The organism is Salinivibrio sp. AR640 (assembly GCF_001995405.1).
GTDB classification, from domain to species: domain Bacteria; phylum Pseudomonadota; class Gammaproteobacteria; order Enterobacterales; family Vibrionaceae; genus Salinivibrio; species Salinivibrio costicola.
Map to the genome: position 1 here is coordinate 92338 of NZ_MUFD01000005.1, position 21746 is coordinate 114083.

Consider the following 21746-nt stretch of genomic DNA (forward strand, 5'->3'; position numbering starts at 1 on the left):
GTATTGGTCGGTCTGACTGGATTTGAACCAGCGACCCCTGACACCCCATGACAGTGCGCTACCAGGCTGCGCTACAGACCGACTAAGCGCTATATTACGAATCGACCTAATGGCTGTCAATTGCTAAACGCGGTTGTTTCCCCGTTTTTCAATTGTTTGGCTACTTATGCGCCACTTATTGGCCATTATTGCGGCTCGTGATCCTCAGGATAATAGAAACGCTTTAATTCGTGCATCACTTGCATTAATAGTGACAACTGGGGCTTACCTTCGGGAAGTGGGGTATAGTGGCGATCATAGACCTTATAATTGCCAAATTTATCCACCACCGTGGTTTTTTGTGGCTGTATCACCACAATATCGCGACTGTCACCGGCCAACACCCATTTGCGTGATTGGCTTTCGAGTTCAAACAGATTCACACCGCTACTGTAACTGTTGGCGGGTGAGCTCACCGATAGCATCGACTCCATCAATGTCGGTGCCACATCAAGGTGGCTACTGTAATGATTGATCTGCTCGGCCGGTTGATTAGGCCAGTGCATCACCATCGGTACTTGAAGCTGATAACGGCTGTAGTTTGAGTTCGACCCCCAACTATTCATCCCGGTTTCATTAAATTCCATGCCGTGGTTTGCCGTAATCATCACTACGGTATTGGCTAGCTTTCCCGAAGTCTCAAGCTGTTGAATCAGTTCGCCCAATTGCTCATCCAGATAGTGAGCGGCATTGTTATAGCTATTTTTGAGGACCAAGCCTGTTTGCTGGTCGACACCGGCCATTCCACTGTTAAGCGCCGGTTGGAAAGGTTGCGCATAGTCGCCGCCTTGCTCATATTCATTCACCGTGGCGAGCTCTAAATAACCAAACCAAGGTGTATTTGCTTGGCGCGCTTGTAGCCAGCTTTGCATCGAGGTGATCGCACTGGCATCGGCCTGCCAAGCCGGCGCCTCTGACTGTGTATCACGGTCGAGTGCGCGACTAAAAATACTTTGATAGTAAATGGGGTTAGAAAAGTTATCGCCACTGAACAGCCCGAGTTGATAGCGACGTTGATTGAGCGTATCCATCAATACAGGACGCAAACCCTCAGTTCGCGCGCTTTGCGCATAGCTGCCCGGCAGTCCATAAAAGAAACCAAACAAACCGGCCATATCATCGTTGCTGCTACTGAAGTGATTCTTAAACCACAGATTATCGGTAGCGAAACGATGCAGGTGAGGCATGGTGACTGGGTTAAGCATATCGGCACGTAACCCTTCAACCATCACCACCAATAAGTTTGGGCGGTATCTGTTGGCATCTGGCGCAAATGACAGTGGCTCCAACGGATAACGAATCACCTCGCTGGTTTCTTGGCCGCGCTGCTCGCGTAGGCGTTGATACTCTTGTCGATCGAGCAAGCCATACTTTTCCATAAAGGTTTTTGCTGTCATCGGATACGAGACAGGAAAGGTCGAACGCTGCGCCGTGACTGGACTATAAATGAACGCATCGGCCCAGATATGGATTAAATGGCTGGCAATAAAGCAAAGAGCAAACACGCTGGCAACCGGAACACCAACGCGTTTACGGGTTAATTTACGCAGCTTACGCCACACCCACTCGGCCATGACCAGCTCTAAGATAAAGATCACCGGCCCAGCAATAAATAAATACTGCCAGTGGGCATTCATATCGGTTTTTTCGCCGCTTAAAAGCAGCTCCCACACCAAGGGGTTGAGATGTAGGTGTAAGGTTTGATAGGCGTAAATATCCAGCAGCAATACCATCATTCCGACAGTCGCGACTATTACCGCAAAAAGCCGCATAAGACGCTGAGACGGGATGATAAAACTGGCTGGAAAAATGATCAGAATATAGAGCGCAAAAACCAGGAAGCCGAAGTGGCCGACCCAGTTAAAGATCAAGTAGCTTTGCCCTAATAGGGTGTCTGGCCACCCAGATTGGCTGATATAGCGGGTGCCCAGCAACATAGCGGCAATGATGTTGAAAAAGCTAAACCAATGCCCCCAACTGATCAGCTGGGATACTTTGTCGCGATACGATGTTCCGCTATCAACCATACAAATTTATTCTTCTCTGATTAGATACTGCTGCAAGCGTTATTGGTTATCGATGGATGCCATTAATGCTTGGGCGAACTTCTCGGCAAATGCCTGACGTTGTGCGGCAGGAATATTGTGGTTAAGGATATTGGTGGCGACATTCCCAATCACCATCAGTGATAAATCCGTCGATGCATCGTGTTGCTCTAACACATTGACAACATCACTGATAATACGTTCCACTTGCTTATCATCATATTTTGAGGTTACAGGCATAAAATCGTCTTGTCTTCTTAAAACCAAAGCAGCGTATAATAACCCACACTTTAGTCTTACTGAAAATCTTTTCAATCATGACCCTCACGCTTTCTAACGTAATATTACATCAAATTGTCAAACAAGCTGATGATTCGCTTAATGTTCAGCTTCGCGACGGACCATTACCGCTCAACGAACAAACCGAAAATCTGATGGCCGATGTACATCGGGTTTATCACGCAAAAGCAGGCAAAGGGTTTGCGTTGTTCGACACCGAGAGTGAATTCCAGCAATGGTTAAAGGCTTACCGCGCTGACGAACTGGACTTTCAAGCCTTTTCTGAACGCGCCGTTGAACGTCTGCGCGCTGAGCTCGCGAAATACCCATTTGCCGATAGTGGCACCTTGGTGATGGCGCATTACCGTGCCTTAGCCACTGACTACGTGTTTATTGGTGTGGTGGAATCAAAGCACAGTTTACGCGTCACGGACGAGCTTGACGTTAACGCCACCGAATACTTAGATGTCAGCAAAATGGATATCGCGGCACGGATTGATTTGTCTACCTGGGAGACGGATCCGGCATCAAATCGTTACTTGTCGTTTATCAAAGGGCGAGTTGGGCGCAAAGTTGCAGACTTCTTCCTTGATTTTTTGCAAGCGGAAGTGGGCATGGACAGCAAACAGCAAAACCAAGTGCTGATGCAGGCAGTTGAGGATTACTGTGATGATGCCCGTTTGGATAAAGAAGAGAAGAACAACTACCGCAAGCAGGTGTATGACTACTGTAACGATCAGCTTAAAGCGGGTGATGAAGTGGTGGTCAAAGAGCTCGCGGAGGAATTGCCAGCGACTCCCGAAGGAACGGACTTTTATCAATACACCAACCAGCAAGGCTATGAACTGGAAGCGCAGTTTCCTGCCGACCGCACCACCATGCGCAAGTTAACTAAATTTGTCGGATCGGGGGGTGGCTTATCGGTCAACTTTGATGCCATGTTGATGGGGGAGCGCGTGTTCTACGATCCAGACACAGACACCCTCACCATAAAAGGGACGCCCCCAAATTTGCGTGACCAACTACAACGCCGTTTATCCAGTCGAGACGATGAATAAAAAAAGCGGGACACGGCTAACGTGTCCCGCTTTATTTTAAGCGCTTTTATTGCTCGTTAGGCACGCTCTGGCGCAGACGCTATTGCGGTTGTATCTTCTTGCGCTTGTGCGGCCTGGTTTGGCTCAACCTTATCGACAAACCAACCGAAGTAGCTGGTCACGATGGTGACGGCAATACACACAAAGCTTAACCACATGAAGGGTGCATAAGACAAGGTGGCGACACCAAGAATACTGGCCATATAAATACCGTTATCACTCCATGGCACCATGCCTGAGGTTAACGTGCCACCAAATTCAGCGTTACGAGACAAGTTTTTACGTTGATAACCCAGTCTGTCGTAGTTTTTGGCACAGATTTTAGGGGTTAAGATCAGCGACACATACATGGCCGAGCCGAATACGTTCCCCATAAAGGCGGTGCCGATGGTGGAGGTTGCCAAGCTACCTGCACTGTTAACGCGACGCTCAAACAAGCTGGCAATGGTATGCAAGACCCCGACTTTTTCGAGTAAGCCACCAAAACCCAGACCAAACACAATCACAGCCACGGAACCGAGCATTGAAGACATGCCACCGCGGTTGAGAATGGCATCGATAAAGTCGACACCCGATGAGATAGAAAACGGCGCCCACGCGGTATTAATGGCGTTCACGGGGGTCATATCTTGCAGCATTACGGCCCAAACCACACCCAGTAATGAACCAAAACTAATGACCGGGAAAGACGGTAATCGCATTGCCAGCAGCGCGAGGACAATCAGCACCGGCACAAAGGATAGTGGTGAAATCACAAACTGATCCTGCATCGCTTGCTTTACCATCTCTACTTGGCTCATATCCACATTGCCTGCGTAGTGCCAGCCAATCAGAGTAAACAGAATACCGGTAATGATGTAACTGATCAGTGCAATCGGCAGCATGCCTTTAATGTGCTCAACGATTTCGACGCCAGACATTGACGAGGCAAGGATCACTGAATCAGACAATGGCGACATTTTATCACCAAAGTAGCATCCTGAAAGAACCGCACCTGCCGTCATTGGGGCAGGGATCCCAAGGCCTTGACCAATCCCCATCATGGCAATACCCGCGGTTCCGGCAGCCCCCCAAGAGGTGCCCGTCGCTAAAGCGGTTAACGAGCAAATCAACATGGTCGCTAAAAGGAAGATAGAAGGGTGGATAGCTTTAAGACCATAGTAAATAATAGTGGGGACGATCCCGCCTGCAATCCAGGTACCTACCAATGCGCCAACCGATAGAAGTATTAAAACGGCGCCTAAGCCGTTAGAAATTCCTTTCGTGGCAGCACTTTCAAGATCTTTGTATTGATGGCCAAGTTTTAACCCCAATCCCATAATCACAAACCAGCCGATAAATAAGGCCAGTTGAATGGGGAGGTCTAATTTGGCGGTAAACGAAAACGCGAGCGCCAAAAAGGCGCCAAGTGCTAATACCACCTGAATGATGGAGGGTAATCGAGCTTGCTGTGTTGTCATAACTTAACCTTCTTCACGTCGCTTGCTGGGTAACCGGTCGCTTGCGGGTTACCGATAGCGTTGAGCGAGTCAATATCATTATCGGAAGGTGGATCGTCTGTGATTGCGCGACTACTCCCTGCGCGATTTAGCGATGCCTTAAGCAACAACCAAACTCACATCACTGTCCTTGTTTCAGTATCCTTTGTTCCATTTGTGAGGGGCCCTACTCTAGCTAACAGAGTAAAGTGATGGGAAACATTTTTGTCGCTTATGTGAGTCGCGCGCGAATTAAGTTACATCCTGACATAATTAGTTAATATATGGTTATTTTAAGGGTGTTTAAATGTTTCAAAATTTTGTTTTGTCTGTGTTTTTCAGTTTGTTTTTTAGACGCCTGTACGTTAAATCAAGTTAGACATAGGTGACGGAAACTTGAAAATGAGGTCATTTAATAAGCAGGCAGAGGCGTTAACCTGACGACCGTGATAAGACGTGTTAGTATCAAAAACGTTTTTTCACTGACTGTCAGGCAACCATATGCTGTTGTTAACGGCGGTCACACAACATGGAGTGTGAAAATTATGATGCGAGTAGGTTTAGTTGGCTGGCGCGGCATGGTGGGATCGGTGCTGATGCAGCGCATGGTAGAAGAAAAAGACTTCGACCATATCGAACCTGTGTTTTTTAGCACCTCACAAGTCGGGATTGCAGCGCCGAATTACGGCAAAGATGCAGGCATGTTACAAGATGCCTATGACATTGAAACGCTCAAAACCCTCGATGCTATTATCACCTGCCAAGGCGGCGATTACACCAACGATGTTTACGCAAAACTGCGTGAATCAGGTTGGAAAGGCTATTGGATTGATGCAGCGTCATCATTACGAATGGCAGATGATAGTATCATCACCTTGGATCCGATTAACTTCAAACACATCCAAGCGGGGATCCATAACGACACGCGCACGTTCGTCGGCGGTAACTGTACGGTTAGCTTGATGCTGATGGGCTTAGGCGGTTTGTATCAAAACGGTCTGGTTGAGTGGATGACCGCGCAAACGTACCAAGCGGCGTCTGGCTCAGGCGCAAAACACATGCGCGAGCTGATCAGCCAAATGGGTGTCATCAATGATTCAGTGAACACTGACTTGGCAAGCCCTGCAACATCTATTCTAGATATTGACCGCAAAGTGGCTCAAACCCTACGCTCGAGCGATTTTCCTAGCGAGCAGTTTGGTGCGCCACTCGCAGGCTCATTGATCCCTTGGATTGACGTCAAGCGTGACAACGGCCAAAGCAAGGAAGAGTGGAAAGCCTCGGTTGAAACCAACAAGATCCTAGGGTTACAAAACAATCCGATTCCTATCGACGGGACTTGTGTCCGTGTGGGAGCCATGCGCTGTCACAGCCAGGCGCTGACCATCAAGCTGAAAAAAGCGGTGCCGATGGATGAGATTGAAGACATGATTGCGTCGCACAATGACTGGGTGAGCGTGGTGCCTAACGAGCGTGACGTGACCATGACGGATCTGAGCCCAGCGAAAGTGACAGGCACCATGTCTGTGCCAGTGGGTCGTCTCCGTAAGCTGGCGATGGGGGATGATTTCCTTAATGCCTTTACTGTGGGTGATCAGCTGTTATGGGGAGCGGCAGAGCCGCTACGCCGCACGCTGCGGATTATCTTGTCGGAAAAAGAACAAGATTAATTCTCTTGGACTTATCAAGTTCTGTTAAGCCGTCAACCTAGTTGGCGGTTTTTTTTTGCCTAAAATGCGAGTTTGCAAAGCGTATCAGGCATAAAAAAGGAGGCGATAAACGCCTCCTAGTGATTGGTAAGCCTGGGTTTACAAGAGCCAGGGCTTGCAACAGACCTTTTTCGCGCTCGGTCTATTGGCGATTGGTTTAGCCTGCGAAGTTTTTCGCGACGAAGTCCCAGTTAACCAGTTTCCAGAATGCAGCGAGGTAATCTGGACGCACGTTACGATAATCGATGTAGTACGCGTGTTCCCAAACGTCGACAGTCAACAATGGCGTTTCACCATCGTGAGTCACGGGCGTTTCGGCATTCGAGGTGTTGACGATTGCAACTGATCCGTCTGCTTTTTTCACCAACCAAGTCCAGCCTGAGCCGAAGTTAGTCACAGCAGCATTGGTGAACTGAGTTTTAAACTCGTCAAACGAACCAAATGCTTTGGTGATCGCGTCTGCAACGTCACCTGTTGGCTCACCGCCGCCATTTGGGCTCAGGCAGTGCCAGTAGAAGGTGTGGTTCCACACTTGGGCCGCATTATTGAACACGCCACCTGATGAGGTCTTGATAATGTCTTCGAGTGATTTACCTTCGAAATCTGTGCCTTCGATCAAACCGTTCAACTTCACCACATAGGTGTTGTGGTGCTTGTCGTAGTGGTAGTCGAGTGTTTCTTTTGAGATATGTGGTTCTAGTGCGTCTTTTGCGAAAGGTAATTCAGGTAGTTGGAATGACATTGCTATATATCTCCGTTTTTATCGTGAGAGTGCTTCCTGTAGTCGATCACTGACAATGCAGGGGCAAATACGAATAACTGACAACGGATGATCACTGACTACCTATTGCCGTTATCGCCACCTAACCATCGAGTGTGACTACTATTTTCGTTTTGCTGTATCTAGTTTAGCAAGTTTTTACTTTATTAAAAGGATCGCAGCAAAATTTTTACGCTTAATCCCACAAAACATTTAGGCATTTTTTTCCAGCCTGTTAACCAGTAGAATCAAAATAAGATTCACAGACAGTGTTCGAGGAAGCAATGGAAACAATGGACAAAATTAAGCAGCAAATCGAAGAAAACGCGATTCTGCTATACATGAAAGGGTCGCCGAAACTACCAAGCTGTGGTTTTTCGTCACAAGCCTCTCAAGCGCTGATGTCGTGTGGCGAGAAGTTTGCTTACGTGGATGTGTTGCAAAACCCAGAGATCCGCGCAGAGCTACCTGTTTACGCACAGTGGCCAACATTCCCACAGTTGTGGGTTGACGGAGAGCTGGTTGGCGGGTGTGACATCATCTTGGAAATGTTCCAAAAAGGTGAGTTACAGCCACTGGTCAAAGAAGCGGCCGCGCGTCGTGATGCGAGTGAAAACGAGTAATTGTTCGCGTTTATCCGGCTCTCGCCGTATCACTGAAGCGAGCCGTATCAGGTAAAAAGCCACGTTATAAAACGTGGCTTTTTTCTTGTCTATACCGCCTTTTTACTCACATAGCGCGTTCACGCCCTAGAGCATCATCGCGGCTAACCAGCCGAAGGCAATTAATGGCAGGTTATAGTGGATAAAGGTGGGGACCACGGTATCCCAAATGTGTTCATGTTGGCCATCGGCGTTCAGGCCCGACGTTGGACCCAAAGTAGAATCCGAAGCGGGTGAGCCAGCATCGCCCAGGGCGGCGGCCGTTCCCACCAAGGCAATGGTTGCCATCGGCGAGAAGCCAAACGCCAGTGAGAGTGGCACATAAATGGTAGCGATAATGGGAATGGTCGAGAACGACGAGCCGATCCCCATGGTCACTAGCAAACCGACAATCAACATCAAAAACGCCGCGAGCGGTTTGTTATCGCCAATCGAGCCTGACAAAGAAGCGACTAAGGACTCCACACCACCCGTTGCTTTCATTACCGCGGCAAACCCAGCGGCGGTGATCATAATAAAGCCGATCATCGCCATCATGTGTACCCCTTTGGTAAACACATCCTGGGTGTCTTTCCAACGGATCACGCCGCCAAAGGTAAACACCATAAAGCCGGCCAATGCGCCGACAATCATTGACCCTGCCATCAGCTGCACGCTTAACGCGGCAACAATCGCAACCCCAGCGACCCACAGATTACGGGGGCTAATGGCGTGGTTTTCCGGCTCAGCAGTGAGGACGTCCCCTTCACTGTATTGGCGTGGCTGGCGATAGCTGATAAAGGTCGCGATCAGCAAGCCTACTACCATCCCGGCTGCCGGTAATAACATTGCCGTCGGCACCTGGCTGGCGACCACGTTTAGGCCATTGTCATTGAGGTTTTTCAGCAAAATATTATTCAAAAAGATGCCGCCAAAGCCGACCGGCAACACCATATACGGCATGATCAAACCAAAGGTCAACACACAGGCGACCAGGCGACGATCGAGCTTTAAGCGTTGGAACACATGCAATAAAGGTGGGATCACAATAGGAATAAAAGCGATGTGGACCGGAATCGCGTTTTGCGACGAAATAGCCAAAAGGCCTAATAAGACCAAGACCACATATTTAAAGGTGGCGGTATTGGCATCGGTTGGGCGTGCGTTAAGCTTGCGGATCACCGAATGCGCGAGAACATCGGTGATCCCTGAACGGCTAATTGCGACCGCAAAGGTACCGAGCATCGCATAACTGAGCGCAATGGTGGCACCACCGCCAAGGCCACCTTCAAAGGCACTGATGGTCTCGGAAATACTGAGCCCACCGACCAGGCCACCAAGGACAGCACTAAAGGTGAGTGCGACGACGACATTGACGCGCATAAGGGCCAGTGCCAGCATGACACAGACTGAAATGACTACCGGGTTCATGGAAACGTTCCTGTTATAGGGGTTATCACTGCAGCATTGCCGCAGGGGTTATCTATGATTTTGTAATTAAGCTACCCAGTTTGCGCAAAATTTTGTCTGTGTCGAGGGGAAATCGTTTTTTTTTGGTTACTTTCTTTCATGCTTGTCGGTTTTGCTCGCGTTATTCCATCATAGCGGCCAGCAATCGCTTCTAATGTCATTTAGGGCGGGATACTAGATCGAAAAAAGCCGGCCTATGTAGGCCGGCTCGTTGGGTTATGGCTAGGTAGCAGTATTTAGAACAAGTAGTTCAGCTGCAAACCGTAGATGTAAGCATCGCCACCGGCACTAAAATCGGTCGCCGTTGCGGCGTTACCAGATACTAGTTCCTCGGTACCACCGACTTGATCACCATCAAGGAAGGCAAAGCCGGCATCAATCGAGAGGTTTTCATTGGCAGTATAGGTGGCACCCAGGCTCCACCAGTGACGGTCAGAATCTGGAATACTTAGCGTGCGTTTTTCTGCTGACACCGGGCTTTCATCATAGGCATAGCCCGCACGGAACGCCCAGTGATCGTCCATGGTGTAAGTCGCACCCAGCGCATAACGCCAGCTGTTATCCCAACCTTCTTCTTTTTTCAAACACTGACCGCTAATGGCCTGGCCGCCACTTAACATAGGGCTCTTATCCGTGCACTGGCTGCTTGTTGCTTTTAGTTCCTTAAAGGAGTCCCAACCAACATACATCGCACTATAATGCACTGCGATTTGTTGATTCAGTTGGTGGAAACCAGAGAATTCAATAACCTCAGGAAGGCTGAGCTCCAGTTCACCATCGACCTTTTGGTTGGATGATGATAATCCCTGATAATCACCTTCAAGGGTTACATCGGTTTGTGAGCGATAGGTGAGACCAAAGCGATTATTTTCATCCACTTCCCAGAGGGTACCGAGATTCCAACCAAAATCCCAACCATCACCTTTAAGGTGCGCGATACGATCCGTTGGTGACGATGTACTAGGTAGTGTTCCCGCGGCGGAGCCTGCAAATCGATTCAACTCTGCATCGGCGTAAATGGCACTGATACCGGCACCGATACTCCACTGTTCATTAAGCTTGTAGGCTATGTTGGGATTAAAGTTCATGGTGACTAATGATGTATCACCCGCTGCGGGTCCTGCTGCGAAATCTTTAGAATATTCGGTTGATAAACCGAAGTTAGAAAAGGCTGAGAAGCCAACGGCGAGTCGATCATCAATCGGCTGAATTAAATGGAAGTTCGGGACATACTCAGTAGGAGCCAGATCTTTTTCATTTGTCGATAGCCCTGCTTGTTGCAAAGCAGCGGCACTTTTAGTCCCGACATTGTCTACATCCGCGTGAACATCAGGATCGATAATGGTTAAGCCGCCCGAGAATGCGGTGGTGTTAAAACGGGTTAGGGCAGCCGCGTTGCGTGCGCCGACGGCGGCATTGTCTGCGATAGCGGCTTCACCGGCAAAAGCACGCCCCAAACCGGATACCGAGGTTTCTGATACTTGGAAGCCGGCACTGTGTGCTTGTACGGCTAACAAAGATAAACTGGTTGCCACTAGCGATTTCTTAAATAGTGATGACATAACGCGCCTCACTCCTATGTTAATTAAGCTTCTTGTTCTTTGGGGCCGCCGCTTCAAAGCCCATCTTACGTGGGCGAGAGAAGTGGTCGGATGTTCTACAGGTTCAATACTGGCACCAATTTCGCGTTTGTTAAAGGTTGGTTTCAAAACGGATACCGCACGATGTCACCTGGTTGGGCTGATAATGTTTCTATCGGTTGTTTTAAGTAAATACTCTAAAGCGTTTATTGCTCATCTCAGCCCGTGTTTGGCGTAATATGGATAAATTAATTCTGTCGCTCACTCCTTATGTGCCTGTTTAATCGTGGTTAATATGCTGGCTAAATAGAGGCCAAAATAAGATCACAAAAATGTGACAACAAACAAGTTGTTAACAATTAAAGCATGCATTTATTGCTGCAACGGATAACCGTGGATTGGCTCACGCGCTCGGATTTGATTCGGGCGTCTCTTCCTGCGCGTCAGGCGCAGAGGGCAAAGGCCAGCCGCCTAGGCGCTTCCAACGATTAACAATTTCACAAAATAGCTCGGCCGTACGCTCGGTATCGTAAAGGGCGCTATGGGCTTCTTTGTTATCAAAAGCAATATCAGCGGTTATACAGGCTTTAGCCAGCACGGTTTGCCCGAGAGCCAAGCCGCTTAAAGCCGCCGTATCAAAGGTGGCAAAAGGGTGGAAGGGGTTACGCTTTAGCTTCGCGCGCTCGGCGGCGGCCATCACAAAGCTGTGATCAAAATTGGCATTGTGGGCGACCATAATGGTGCGCTGGCACTCTGCCGCTTTTTGCTCTTTACGGATCAGTTTAAAAATCTCTTTTAAGGCCTCACCTTCATCAACCGCGCCGCGTAAGGGGCTGTAGGGATCACGAATGCCGGTAAATTCAAGGGCCGCTGGCTCTAAGTTGGCGCCTTCAAAAGGCGTGACATTAAAATGCAATGTTTTATCCGGAGCGAGCCAGCCTTGCTCATCCATTTTTAAGGTTACCGCGCAAATTTCGAGTAATGCATCGGTGTTGGCGTTAAACCCGGCTGTCTCCACATCAACAACAACGGGAAAGTAACCACGGAATCGGGCCTTAAGGCTGTTTAGATCGCTTTCTTGGCTCATGCAATGTCACTTTACTTACAATAATCAGAGCATGATTATCGCAAATCCGGACGATAAGCTAAAGTCACCATCTTGCCGGTCGATATCTTTATCGTTACTCTTGTTGGTTAAACCGTCTCTCACTGCTGGGTGCATCCTCTTTAGGTGTGTAAATATGCCACTCCAAGGATCATAAAGCCTGTGCAGAGCCTCATGCGAAGTTCGGAGTCCAGAATGGCGTCTCGCCTTTTTAAGCCATGCCTGATTAATAATGTGTTGCCGGGCGCGCTGGCCCTCACCGTGGGTCTATTGAGTGCGGGTAATGTTTATGCAAACAAGCAATATGTCGCATCGCTTGGCGAGTCGAACTGGGCGGTGACCATAGATACACCGATCGAGTGCCGCCTGCAGCATAATATCCCTGGATACGGGCTCGCGTCGTTTACCTCGCGCGCCAGCAAAGACATGAATGTAGATTTCGAGTTGGAGATGCAGCGTCCTATGGGTGAGACAGCGCCGGTATCTTTGCTATCCATGCCGGCCGATTGGATGCCCGGTGAACCGGCCCGATATATGGACCAGCTTAAGTTTTTCCAACAGTTTGATGGTTATGTCGGCGGCCAAACGGCCTGGTCGATGTTGAGCGAATTGGAAGAAGGTCGCTTTCCTACCTTTAGTTTTCAAGATTGGCGGCGCCAACAGCGTCAAATCGATGTTGCCCTGTCTGCGGTGGCGTTTGGGGCACCGTACCAAGAATTTAGCCAATGCTTAAACACCTTATTGCCTTACGCGTTTGAGGACATTTCCTTTACCGTGTTGCGCTATCAAGAAAACAGCGATGAGCTCACCAAAGCGAGCCGCCAACGCTTAACCCAAATTGCCGAATTTGTCCGCTATAGCGATGATATTGATTTGGTTTTGGTCGCCACTTATTCCGATGCACGAGGCACACGCGCCGCCAATCAACAAATGTCGGAGCGGCGGGCGAAGAAATTACGTGACTACTTTACCTCTTTGGGCTTGCCTGAGGACAGGATTACCGTTGAAGCCTATGGCGAGCGCCGGCCGGTCGCCGATAACGAGGATCCCATTGGCCGAAGTAAAAACCGTCGTGTGGTGATCTCTCTGGGTAGGACCTTGTTATAAGGCACAGTCAACGTTCAGCGAGTAGGCGGACGTTCAGCCGAGGTGGGGTGACAAACCAAAAGCGAACCTTAGTTCCGAGCGACAGAAATAACAAAGCCCTGCGGTTAAAGCAGGGCTTTGTTGTCTTGGCTATGTCGCTATCACTAAGGCTCACTCTGTTAAGCGTGTGAGCTTCATGAGAGCAGGTGTCAGTTAACCGTTTAGGCCAGCAGACGCGCTCTTGTTTTGAATAAGCTCGAGCTTATAACCATCAGGGTCAGTGACAAAAGCGATTTCAGTGCTGCCACCTTTTACTGGGCCTGGCTCGCGAGTGATATTGCCGCCGGCTTGGCGAATTTGATCACAGGTGGCGTAAACATCGTCGACACCGATCGCAATATGACCAAAGGCGTTGCCATGATCGTATTCCGATTCGCCCCAGTTATAGGTCAATTCGATCACCGCACCGTCAGACTCATCGCTGTAACCGACAAACGCCAAGCTATATTTATACTGCTCGTTTTCATTGGTGCGTAACAAACGCATACCCATTACGTCGGTGTAAAATTTCACTGCGCGATCCAGATCACCGACGCGGATCATGGTGTGTAGAATTCTGCCGTTAGACATGACGTTGCTCCTTTATTACTTGCCAGTGCTCGCCTGAAATAGCGTTAGCTGTCTGGATAGACTTTATCTTTATATTCACATAAATCTTCAATGATGCAACTGCCACAGCGGGGTTTGCGTGCCAGGCAGGTATAGCGTCCGTGCAAAATAAGCCAATGGTGCACATCGACCTTAAACGCTTTGGGCACCACCTTGTTTAGTTTCTCTTCCACGTCATTGACGTTTTTACCCATCGCAAACTTGGTGCGATTAGAGACTCGAAAAATATGGGTGTCGACCGCAATAGTGGGCCAACCAAATGCGGTATTGAGCACGACATTGGCCGTTTTACGCCCGACACCGGGTAAGGCCTCCAGCGCTTCGCGGTTTTCTGGCACCTCACCACCGTGCTGTTCGATCAGGGCACGACAGGTCTTAATCACGTTCTCGGCTTTGGAATTAAACAGGCCGATGTTTTTGATATAGGACTTCACCCCATCCACACCTAGTGCCAATAAGCCCTCTGGTGTGTTGGCCACCGGATAGAGTTTATCGGTCGCTTTATTGACACTCACATCGGTGGCCTGGGCAGACAGTAACACTGCAATCAACAACTCGAAAGGGGTAGACCAATGCAGCTCTGTTTGCGGTGTGGGATTGTTGTCCCGCAGCCGCTCTAAAATCTGTTGTCGTTTTTCTTTATTCATTTCCCTATCCCGTCACTGATTGCCGGTGATCCGCGCGCGTTCAATCACTGGTTTCTGCTCGGATTCTGTCTTACTGGCAAGATGGGTATCAATGATGTTCTTCAGAGCGATCAAAAAGCCCACCGCTAAAAATGCACCGGGTGGCAATATCGCCAATAAGAATTTGGTATCGAATTGGAAAATTTCAATCCGTAGTACCGAGGCCCAATCACCGAGTAACAGATCGGCGCCATCAAACAAGGTGCCGTTACCAATAATCTCTCGAATCGCGCCGAGTATCACCAGCGCTGCGGTCATGCCCGTTCCCATCCAAAACCCATCACTAACCGATAAGCCAACCGGGTTTTTTGAGGCAAAGGCTTCAGCGCGGCCGATAATAATACAGTTGGTGACAATCAAGGGGATAAAGATCCCGAGTGACTGATAAAGGCCGTAAGCATAGGCATTCATCACCAATTGCACACAGGTGACCAATGAGGCGATCACCATCACGAAAATTGGGATACGCACTTCTTTAGGCACCCATTCTCGGATCACCGACACGATTAAGTTGGAACCCACCAGCACAGCCAGTGTTGCAATGCCGAGGCCCAGCGCATTGGTGACGGTGGCAGAGACTGCCAGCAGTGGACACAACCCCAGCAGCTGCACAAAGGCGGGGTTGTTGCTCCATAAGCCATTTTTCATCAGCGCTTTGTGGTCACTGTTCACGACGCACCTCCGCAATTGACAGGTTGGTTAAGCAAGGTAGCTTGTTGCTGGCTGACAAACCAGGCCGCTTTTTTTACCGCGGTAACCACCGCCCGGGGGGTAATGGTCGCACCGGTAAACTGATCGAACTGACCGCCATCTTTTTTGACCGCCCAGCGTTTATCGTCTTCACTGGTCACTGTCTTGCCGCTAAAGCTTTGTACCCAGTCCGACACACGTAAGCTCACTTTGTCTCCCAGGCCTGGGGTTTCATTGTGCTCGAGGACCCGTACGCCCAAGACTTGATGACTGGTGGCATCCATCCCGATCAGCACTTTTATCGCGCCATTGTAGCCATTGGGGGCGATGGTTTGAATGGCGACCGTGGTCACCTCATCGTTCAAGGTGCCGACATAAAAAGGTTGCGCCTCGTCAGTGCCGAGTGCGTCCGAGTTTGTCACCAGGCGGCAGCTTTGGTGAAGCGGATTATCATGGCGCGCTTTTGGGATTACTTGATTGAGCGCTTTGGATAACTGAATTTGTTGTTGCTCTTTTATCGTGTCTTCAGTCAGCGCATTGGTAACCGCCACTAATGCGGTGGATAAGAGGGCTGCGATCGCCAAGATGCCCCCATGTTTTCGTATTGTTTCAATCATGACTGTGACTTCTTCTCTGCCCGCTTATTCGCATGGCCGTAAGTTCTCGGTTTGGTGTAGTAATCAATCAAAGGCACGCATAAGTTAGCGATAATCACTGCAAACGCGACACCGTCGGGGTAGCCACCCCAAGTGCGGATCAAGTACACCAACACCCCAATGAGGCCGCCGAACCACAAGCGCCCTTTGTCCGTCGTGGATGCGGAGACTGGATCGGTGGCGATGAAAAATGCCCCCAGCATGGTCGCACCAGACAACAAATGAATCAGCGGCGACGCTAATTGATCGGGCGCAATCAAGTGGCCCAACAGTGAGCTTGATAATAAGGCGGTGAGTACCGCAACCGGAATATGCCAGTTGATCACACCGCGTTGAATCAATACCAAACCACCGAGCAGATACAGCGTATTCACCCAGGCCCAGCCTTTGCCACCAACGGCAGAAAATATAGGCTGTTGCAAGGCCTCACTGACGGTTTGTCCACCGGCTAATGCGGTTTTTATGGTGTCCAGTGGCGTGGCCATGGTCGCACCATCAACGGTCATACGGAGTTGGTTAACACTAAAACCGTCCAACGTATAGCCACTGAAAATAGTGGCTAGGGTATCACCGAAGGTTAACGCATGGGTGGCAAGGCTTTCGGGTGGTAGCCAGGTGGTCATTTGTACTGGAAATGCGATCAACAACACTACATAGCCAACCATGGCGGGATTAAACAGGTTTTGACCCAGCCCGCCATAAATATGCTTGGCAACGATGATAGAAAACGCGGTACCAATTACGATCACCCACCAAGGTGCCATCGGGGGGATCGCGACGGCCAAAAGAAATGCAGTGAGCAGCGCGCTATTGTCACGTAAATAGGCCATCACCGGGCGGCGACGTAACCGCATCACCAGTGCTTCTGTTGTCCAGGCGGTTAACACGGCGAGCGTTAGCTGGATTAATACTCCCCATCCAAAGAAATACCACTGTGCCGCGAGTCCTGGTAATGCGCACAGGAGAACGGTCAGCATAATATGGCTGGTGGAGCGCTTATTGTGGGCGTGTGGTGAACTTGCAATGAAAAACGCCACGTTGATTATTCCTTATTATCTTGTTTTTGTTGAGCGGCTTTACGCGCTTTGGCACGGGCAACGGCAGCGGCGACAGCGGCTTTTTTATCGCTGGCCTCGCCAGTGTCTGGCGTTTTGTTGGCTGTTGCGGTTTGGCTTTCAGCCGAAGCTGATGAATCAGCGCTTGATTCGCCTTGTTGCGCCGCTTTTCGGGCCTTAGCACGGGCAACGGCAGCGGCGACAGCGGCTTTTTTATCGCTGGMYTCGCCAGTGTCTGACGTTTTGTTGGCTGTTGCGGTTTGGCTTTCAGYYGAAGCCGAYGAATCAGCGCTTGATTCGCCTTKTTGCGCCGCTTTACGCGCTTTGGCACGAGCAACAGCAGCGGCGACAGCGGCTTTTTTATCGCTGGCTTCGCCAGTGTCTGACGTTTTATTGGCTGTTGCGGTTTGGCTTTCAGCCGAAGCCGAGGAATCAGCGCTTGATTCGCCTTGTTGCGCCGCTTTTCGGGCCTTGGCGCGGGCAACGGCAGCCGCTACGGCGTCTTTTTTACCATCTTGGTTGTCAGTGTTTTCTGATCCTGCCTGCGACGCTATGGCTTGCGCGGGTTTTTGCGTCTCTTTCGCCGCCTTACGCGCTCGGGCTTGCCGTTTGCGCTCCTCGCGCAACTTCATCATTTCACTGTTATCTGGCTCATCACTGCCGGTTTTCGCTGCCTCGGCTTGCTTGGCTTTTGCGCGTGCAATCGCAGCGGCGACTGCGGGTTTCACGTCGTTATCCGCCGATTGCGCCGCTTTTTTCGCCTTCACCCGTTCAACTGCAGCGTTTAAGGCATCGCCAGAGCCGGCATTTTGCTGTGCGGCTTGTTTGCGACGTTCCGCTGCTTGGCGGTGTTTTTCTTCTCGCTCTTGTTTTTCTCGTTCCATCCGCGCTTTTTTGGCTTCAAAGCGTTGGCGCGCCCGTTCGGCCGCCTCTTTTTCTGCTTCAATCTCGCGGATTTCGGCTTTGGCTTGGCGATAATATTGCACCAGCGGAATCTCACTAGGACAGACGTAGGCACACGCGCCACATTCAATACAATCAAATAGATCGTAGTCTTGGCATTTGTCATAGTCTTGATCTTTCGCGTACCACTGCAGCTGCTGCGGGAGAAGATGCGCGGGGCACACATCGGCACAGGCACTGCACCGAATACAGGCCATTTCTTGTTTGGCTGGTGCTATTTCTTTGCGGGTTGGCACCAACACACAGTTAGTCGTTTTGGTGATGGGCACCTTAGCGTGAGGCACCGTAAAGCCCATCATCGGGCCGCCAATAATCACCCGTGGCTGTTTTTTATCTGCTTTATAGCCGTGCTGAGCTAATAGTTCGCCAATCGGCGTGCCCAATAGTGCCCAGCGGTTTTGCTGGGTTTTGAGCGTTTTCCCGGTCAGGGTTACCACGCGCTTGATAAGCGGCTCACCGTCTAGCACGGCGCGCTTAATCGCGTATGTGGTGCCAATATTTTGCATCAACACGCCGATGCTGGCCGGAAAGGCTTTGGCCGGTACCTCTTTTCCTGTGATCAGTTGGATGAGCTGTTTTTCACCCCCTGATGGGTATTTGGTCGGCACAACTTGAATGAGGATATCGTCCTCCACCGCGTCGACAGCGGCATTTAACGCAGCAATCGCCTCGGGCTTGTTATCTTCAATACCAATCACCGCCAGTTTTGGCTTCACAATGTGGTTGAGAATTTGGATGCCCGCGACGATTTCATCGGCGCAATCTTGCATCAAGCGATCGTCGGCGGTGATATAGGGCTCACACTCGGCGGCGTTGATGATCAGTATCTCGGTTCGTGCGAGGCCGGTTTGTAGTTTACGGGCGGTAGGGAAACCCGCTCCCCCCATTCCCGCAATGCCCATAGCGCGAATATGGTCAATCAGGCGTTCAGGTGTTTGGGTGTGATACTCAGCAAAAGCGGGTTTTGCGCCCCATGTATTGTTACCGTCCGGTTGAATCACAACACAGCGATCGGATAACCCAGAAGGGTGGGCGATGGTTCTATCTTCAATTGCAATCACGGTGCCTGAGGTTGGAGCATGCACCGGCACACATTGCTGAATGTCGGTTTCGGTGAGAGCTTGTCCAGCGAGGACCTGATCGCCTTGGCTAACGAGTAGTTTGCCTTTACTGCCAATATGTTGTTTTAACGGAATAACCAGTTCAGATGGCAGTATGTGCTCAAGAATCGCGTTTTGGTTAGATTGGGTTTTGTGCTCGGGTGGATGAATACCGCCGTGAAAATCCCAGATCTGACCGTGTTTAATTTGTTCAATGAGACTTTCCATCAGGCGCGTGCCCCCTGATTGTCGGTTATGTTTACTACCGGAATTTGGTCGAGCTGCCACTTCCAGGTTTCTGGTGTGTCCTGGACGGGGATCATTTCAATGCAATCGGTCGGACAGGGTGCTACGCAGAGATCGCACCCAGTGCAATCTTGTTCAATCACGGTATGCATGGCTTTAGTGCTACCGACAATCGCATCAACAGGACACGCTTGAATGCATTTAGTGCAGCCAATGCAGTCTTCTTCATGGATAAAGGCAACGGTTTTGATGCTTTTTTCTTCATCATGCGCCAATTCTGTCGCTTCAACGCCCATCAGGTTGGCGAGGTTCTCGATGGTTTGTTGCCCGCCAGGGGGACATTTATTGATTTCATCGCCATTAGCAATCGCTTCGGCATAGGGTCGACAACCAGGATAACCACATTGGCCACATTGCGTTTGTGGCAGGATGGCATCAATTTGATCGACAATGGGATCGGCCTCGACTTTAAAGCGGATCGAGGCAAAACCAAGAATTGCGCCGAAAATAGCGGCGAGGGCAGCGATAACAATCACTGCGATCACGATTCCACTCATGATAAGGTCACCAATCCAGTAAAGCCCATAAAGGCGAGCGACATCAGACCTGCGGTGATCATAGCAACAGACGCGCCCCGGAAGGGAGCCGGCACATCAGCCGCGGCAATACGCTCACGCATCGCGGCAAATAGAATCAACACCAGCGAGAAACCACAAGCCGCACCAAAACCATAAATGATGGATTCAATAAAGCTGTGCTGCTGTTTTACGTTGAGCAAAGCAACACCCAACACCGCACAGTTTGAGGTGATCAGTGGCAAGAAAACGCCCAATAACCGGTGTAACGTAGGGCTGGTTTTGTGTACCACCATCTCAGTGAACTGCACGACCACGGCAATGACCAGGATAAAGCTCAGTGTGCGCAAGTAGCCAAGATCTAACGGAATGAGGATATAGGTTTCAACCAGGTACGAGCTCACCGATGCCAGGGTCAGCACAAAGGTTGTGGCTAAGCCCATGCCAATCGCTGTCTCTAGTTTTTTTGATACGCCCATAAATGGACACAGGCCCAAAAACTCCACCAGAACGAAGTTATTGACCAAGACAGTGCCCACTAATAGCAACAAATACTCAACCATGCTATTTAATCATTTAGTGTTTTTGTGATCTGCCTATTATCGACCTTTGAAGCGGCTATAACAACCGCCATCAAGCAGGGTTTTTGCCTGACCCGCTGTAAGCTATCAGTGACGCTTGATTTGCGACCGGCTTAGTAAAGGGTAGTGGTAGAACAGAAGGGGCGATCAATATGAGAATGCTGTTTCGGGAGAGAATAGTCGAAGCTACGCAGACAGCTCAGTCAACGTTGGTTAAATAGCGTTTGGTTGAATAGCGACATAATCTGCGAAGCAGATCAGACAATGAGTTGGAAAGAGTAGAATTAAAACGAAGGAAGTGGCTCCCCCTGCGGGATTGAACGGGGACGCCCAGTCCTGCGACATAATCTGCGAAGCAGATCAGACAGTGACTTGGAAAGAGTAAAATTAAAACGAAGGAAGTGGCTCCCCCTGCGGGATTCGAACCTGCGACATACGGATTAACAGTCCGCCGTTCTACCAACTGAACTAAGGGGGAATCGATTTACTGATGTATTCTTTTTGATTTCAAGGTTGGCTCCCCCAACTGGACTCGAACCAGTGACATACGGATTAACAGTCCGCCGTTCTACCAACTGAACTATGGGGGAATTGCCTTGAGAACGGGGCGAATCTTAGCGAGCCCCTGAAAAAGTGTCAACTCATCAACCCTAAGAAAATCCATCTTTTCAACTGACTGCTGAAAAGCTAGCCGTTGGCGTTGATAAAAGCACCACAATGGCGATCGATTAAGCATTGATGCGAACTTGGACTTGACTTTTATTCACCCCAGTAAGGCAAGGGCTTTCAGTGGTTACCCACAGATTCTGTGGATAACCATGTGTGTGAATCTTGATAAACTCGCTACATGGTTGATTTTATGCAAAACATCGATAATCAAGAAATTGTTTTGTGTTTTTATGGTTATGATTTTATTGATTTTTTATGGGTAAGTGCGCATGAGTATGACGAAGGCGGAATGTCAATATTATGCACAGATTATTTTTTCGTCAGTCATTGAGTATCGGGGATAAATACAGTGATGATCATTGAATGTTGCGATTTTTTTGCGGGAAGGAGGGGTAAGGGTTCCAAAAGAGGACCGACAGGTTACCTAGGTCCGATTTTCAGATCAAGAACTCTACGCGAAAAAGATCGCATTTTACACGCAACCAGTAAGCAGTCAGAGTCGTTGACTCCGTCAGGTGAGTCAGGACAATAAGATGACTTGGTCAGACGACCCAACAGGACAGCCTC

At 49.7% G+C, this 21746-nt stretch carries 19 protein-coding genes and 3 tRNA genes; 4 read left to right on the top strand and 18 right to left on the bottom strand.

The genetic code is table 11. The features are described from left to right. Positions 1-4: 4 nt before the first annotated feature. The 3 genes from BZG75_RS04595 to BZG75_RS04605 form a co-directional block, all read right to left on the bottom strand. Positions 5-81 (bottom strand) — tRNA-Pro (locus BZG75_RS04595). A 104-nt stretch (positions 82-185) separates the two neighbouring features. Then, positions 186-2066 carry a DUF3413 domain-containing protein gene (locus BZG75_RS04600; protein WP_077576307.1) on the bottom strand — a complete coding sequence of 627 codons (1881 nt, stop codon included), beginning with the start codon at positions 2064-2066 and terminating at the stop codon, positions 186-188. A 39-nt stretch (positions 2067-2105) separates the two neighbouring features. Further along, positions 2106-2324: a YejL family protein gene (locus BZG75_RS04605; RefSeq protein ID WP_021022298.1), complete on the bottom strand. Its 219-nt coding sequence runs from the start codon at positions 2322-2324 to the stop codon at positions 2106-2108. A gap of 77 nt (positions 2325-2401) precedes the next feature. Between BZG75_RS04605 and yejK the strand changes: the two genes are divergently transcribed. Continuing rightward, a complete protein-coding gene (gene yejK / locus BZG75_RS04610) occupies positions 2402-3421 on the top strand; it encodes a nucleoid-associated protein YejK (protein WP_077576308.1) in 1020 nt (339 codons plus the stop codon). A gap of 56 nt (positions 3422-3477) precedes the next feature. On the opposite strand, the gene nhaC is transcribed toward yejK, so the two are convergent. Further along, the gene (gene nhaC / locus BZG75_RS04615; RefSeq protein ID WP_021022300.1) at positions 3478-4920 is read right to left on the bottom strand and encodes a Na+/H+ antiporter NhaC; all 1443 of its coding nucleotides are present in this window, start codon (positions 4918-4920) and stop codon (positions 3478-3480) included. Positions 4921-5483: 563 nt separating this feature from the next. Here nhaC and asd point away from each other — a divergent pair. Then, on the top strand, positions 5484-6608 hold the full coding sequence (gene asd, locus BZG75_RS04620; RefSeq protein ID WP_021022301.1) for an aspartate-semialdehyde dehydrogenase: 1125 nt from the start codon (positions 5484-5486) through the stop codon (positions 6606-6608). Positions 6609-6804: 196 nt separating this feature from the next. Here asd and sodB read toward each other — a convergent pair whose 3' ends face one another. After that, the gene (sodB, locus tag BZG75_RS04625) at positions 6805-7389 is read right to left on the bottom strand and encodes a superoxide dismutase [Fe] (RefSeq protein WP_021022302.1); all 585 of its coding nucleotides are present in this window, start codon (positions 7387-7389) and stop codon (positions 6805-6807) included. 302 nt (positions 7390-7691) lie between these two features. On the opposite strand from sodB, the gene grxD reads away from it, so the two are divergent. Further along, the gene (grxD, locus tag BZG75_RS04630) at positions 7692-8030 is read left to right on the top strand and encodes a Grx4 family monothiol glutaredoxin (protein ID WP_021022303.1); all 339 of its coding nucleotides are present in this window, start codon (positions 7692-7694) and stop codon (positions 8028-8030) included. A 126-nt stretch (positions 8031-8156) separates the two neighbouring features. On the opposite strand, the gene BZG75_RS04635 is transcribed toward grxD, so the two are convergent. The 3 genes from BZG75_RS04635 to rnt all read right to left on the bottom strand — a co-directional run bounded on the left by BZG75_RS04635 (position 8157) and on the right by rnt (position 12185). Next, entirely contained in the window at positions 8157-9479 is a 1323-nt protein-coding gene (locus BZG75_RS04635; RefSeq protein ID WP_077576309.1) for a Na+/H+ antiporter family protein, read from the bottom strand. Positions 9480-9754: 275 nt separating this feature from the next. Beyond that, a complete protein-coding gene (locus BZG75_RS04640) occupies positions 9755-11080 on the bottom strand; it encodes an outer membrane protein transport protein (protein WP_077576310.1) in 1326 nt (441 codons plus the stop codon). Between the two features lie 421 nt (positions 11081-11501). Beyond that, entirely contained in the window at positions 11502-12185 is a 684-nt protein-coding gene (gene rnt / locus BZG75_RS04645) for a ribonuclease T (protein ID WP_077576311.1), read from the bottom strand. A gap of 213 nt (positions 12186-12398) precedes the next feature. Here rnt and motY point away from each other — a divergent pair, with 213 nt between their 5' ends. Next, complete coding sequence (gene motY, locus BZG75_RS04650; protein ID WP_021022307.1) at positions 12399-13310, top strand: flagellar protein MotY; 912 nt, start codon at positions 12399-12401, stop codon at positions 13308-13310. A gap of 192 nt (positions 13311-13502) precedes the next feature. On the opposite strand, the gene gloA is transcribed toward motY, so the two are convergent. The 10 genes from gloA to BZG75_RS04695 all read right to left on the bottom strand — a co-directional run bounded on the left by gloA (position 13503) and on the right by BZG75_RS04695 (position 21100). Further along, on the bottom strand, positions 13503-13919 hold the full coding sequence (gene gloA / locus BZG75_RS04655; RefSeq protein WP_021022308.1) for a lactoylglutathione lyase: 417 nt from the start codon (positions 13917-13919) through the stop codon (positions 13503-13505). A gap of 44 nt (positions 13920-13963) precedes the next feature. Then, positions 13964-14605 (bottom strand): endonuclease III, encoded by a 642-nt coding sequence (nth, locus tag BZG75_RS15370; protein ID WP_021022309.1) that lies wholly within the window; start codon positions 14603-14605, stop codon positions 13964-13966. A gap of 12 nt (positions 14606-14617) precedes the next feature. Continuing rightward, complete coding sequence (locus tag BZG75_RS15375) at positions 14618-15316, bottom strand: electron transport complex subunit E (protein WP_021022310.1); 699 nt, start codon at positions 15314-15316, stop codon at positions 14618-14620. Next, entirely contained in the window at positions 15313-15951 is a 639-nt protein-coding gene (gene rsxG / locus BZG75_RS04665) for an electron transport complex subunit RsxG (protein ID WP_077576312.1), read from the bottom strand. The genes BZG75_RS15375 and rsxG overlap by 4 nt, the downstream gene beginning before the upstream one ends. Next, positions 15948-17027 carry an electron transport complex subunit RsxD gene (gene rsxD, locus BZG75_RS04670; RefSeq protein WP_077576313.1) on the bottom strand — a complete coding sequence of 360 codons (1080 nt, stop codon included), beginning with the start codon at positions 17025-17027 and terminating at the stop codon, positions 15948-15950. The genes rsxG and rsxD overlap by 4 nt, the downstream gene beginning before the upstream one ends. Before the next feature lie 5 nt (positions 17028-17032). After that, positions 17033-19336, bottom strand: a complete 2304-nt coding sequence (rsxC, locus tag BZG75_RS04675) for an electron transport complex subunit RsxC (RefSeq protein ID WP_077576314.1) — start codon at positions 19334-19336, stop codon at positions 17033-17035. Continuing rightward, the gene (gene rsxB / locus BZG75_RS04680; protein ID WP_021022314.1) at positions 19336-19911 is read right to left on the bottom strand and encodes an electron transport complex subunit RsxB; all 576 of its coding nucleotides are present in this window, start codon (positions 19909-19911) and stop codon (positions 19336-19338) included. The genes rsxC and rsxB overlap by 1 nt, the downstream gene beginning before the upstream one ends. Beyond that, positions 19908-20492: an electron transport complex subunit RsxA gene (gene rsxA / locus BZG75_RS04685; RefSeq protein WP_021022315.1), complete on the bottom strand. Its 585-nt coding sequence runs from the start codon at positions 20490-20492 to the stop codon at positions 19908-19910. Before rsxA ends, rsxB begins: the two co-directional genes overlap by 4 nt. 420 nt (positions 20493-20912) lie before the next feature. Next, positions 20913-20988, bottom strand: a tRNA-Asn gene (locus BZG75_RS04690). A gap of 36 nt (positions 20989-21024) precedes the next feature. Then, positions 21025-21100: transfer RNA gene (locus BZG75_RS04695), tRNA-Asn, on the bottom strand. Between the last annotated feature and the right edge of the window lie 646 nt (positions 21101-21746).